The 1,734-nt window shown below is 68.6% G+C and carries 2 protein-coding genes; both read left to right on the top strand.

Translation table 11 applies throughout. The annotated features are described in order from the left end of the window. On the top strand, window positions 1-940 hold a 940-nt coding region (locus B1A78_RS21735), incomplete at its 5' end, for an SDR family oxidoreductase (protein ID WP_077148903.1). A 143-nt stretch (window positions 941-1,083) separates the two neighbouring features. Next, window positions 1,084-1,734, top strand: a 651-nt coding sequence (locus B1A78_RS21730) for an alkaline phosphatase PhoX (protein ID WP_144037962.1), incomplete at its 3' end; no start/stop codon positions are given.

The following is a 1,734-nucleotide window of genomic DNA, read 5'->3' as shown; positions in this document are numbered from 1 at the left end:
CACCGCCGCCGCCCCTGCCCTGCTGCGCGCCGCCGAACCGCTCGCGCCCGATGCGCTCAAGGGCCGCACCGTGCTGATCACCGGCGCGTCGAGCGGCTTCGGGCGCGTCGGTGCCTTGCTCTATGCGAAGCATGGCGCGAAGGTGATCGCAACGATGCGCAACGTGCCGCGCCCCGAGGCGGCAAGCCTCGCCGCCGAAGCCGCGAAGGACAAGCTCGACCTGCATATCGTCGAGATCGACGTCACCGACGACGCCTCGGTCGCCGGCGGCACCGCCGCGGCGCTGAATATCGCGGGCGGACGCATCGACACCTTGGTCAACAATGCCGGGATCGGCATCACCGGGCCGGTCGAGGTGCAGGACATGGAGGCGACGCGGCTGATCTTCGAGACCAATGTGCTGGGCATCCAGCGCATGCTGCGCGCGCTGCTGCCGCAAATGCGCGCCGCGAAATCGGGGCAGATCTTCAACATCTCGTCGCAGCTCGGGCGCGTCATCGTCCCCGGCGGCGGCCATTATTCGGCGACCAAATTCGCGGTCGAGGCGCTGTCCGAACAGCTCGCCTATGAACTGGTGCCGCATGGCATCGACGTGACGATCATCCAGCCCGGCGGCTATCCGACCAGGGTCTGGGTCAATCGCAATGCCTACACCGGCGCGCTCCGCGACCGCAGCGAGGCCGACCTGCTCAAGGCCTATGAACCCTTCACGCGCGGCATGGGGACCGAGGATGGCAGCGGGCGCAGCGCCGATCCGGCCGACGTCCCGCGCGCGATCGCCGAGATCATGGCGATGCCCGCGGGCAAGCGCCCGCTGCGCCGCGCGGTGCATCCCGGCAACAAGCCGCAGGAGGCGATCAACAAGGTCTCTGCCGAGGTCCAGCTCGCCTGGCTCGGCGGCGGTCAATTGGGGCCGCTCGTCAAGGCGGTGCACGACTGATCGCACCGTCTGTCACCCGACTGTCATCGAAGTCGCTTCGCGCTGACACCTTCGGGCAACAAGCCTGACACCTCCCCCTGCCATCGGGGCCACCTCACCGGGACGACTCCCAGTCCCGGGGCCAACCGAAACAGGGGTACTGCATGTCACATCTTACCGACGAAGCCCGCGCGCCCTATCGCCGCGCGACCGACGACCTTGACGGTCCGAACAGCCTCGAGGCGATCGTCGCCGCCAACCCGTCGCGCCGCACGCTGCTCGTCAACGGTCTGTTCGGCCTGTCGGTGCTGCCCGCGCTCGCGGCGTGCAACAGCGATGGCGACCCGGTCGTGACGGTGCCGCCGACGCCCACCCCGACCCCCACGCCCACTCCGACGCCGCCGAGCTTCGCGGTCAACTTCACCTCGGTCGCCGCGAACCGCAACGACACCGTCACCGTGCCGGCGGGCTACACCGTCGACGTGCTGCTCAAGGCCGGCGATTCGGTCGAGGCCGGCACGCCTTATTCGGGCAGCTTCCCGGCGAGCCCCGCGGTCGCCGAGAAATGGGCCGGCGGCAATCATGACGGCATGGAATATTTCGCCTTCCCGGGTGTCGACGCGAACAACCGCGGCCTGCTGGCGCTGAACTTCGAATATCCCGACTTCAATATCCTGATGGCGGGCAGCTACGACCCGGCCACCGCGACCGCCGACCAGAAGGCGATCGCGCTGTCGGCGGTTGGCATCGGCGTCGTCGAAATCGCCAAGGGCAGCGACGGCAAATGGTCGGTGCAGGCCGGATCGACCTATAAC

Origin of the sequence: Sphingopyxis sp. KK2 (assembly GCF_001990265.1) — a bacterium.
Taxonomy (GTDB): domain Bacteria; phylum Pseudomonadota; class Alphaproteobacteria; order Sphingomonadales; family Sphingomonadaceae; genus Sphingopyxis.
Note: the sequence above shows the minus strand (reverse complement) of the source record. Positions and strands in the feature narration are given on the sequence as shown.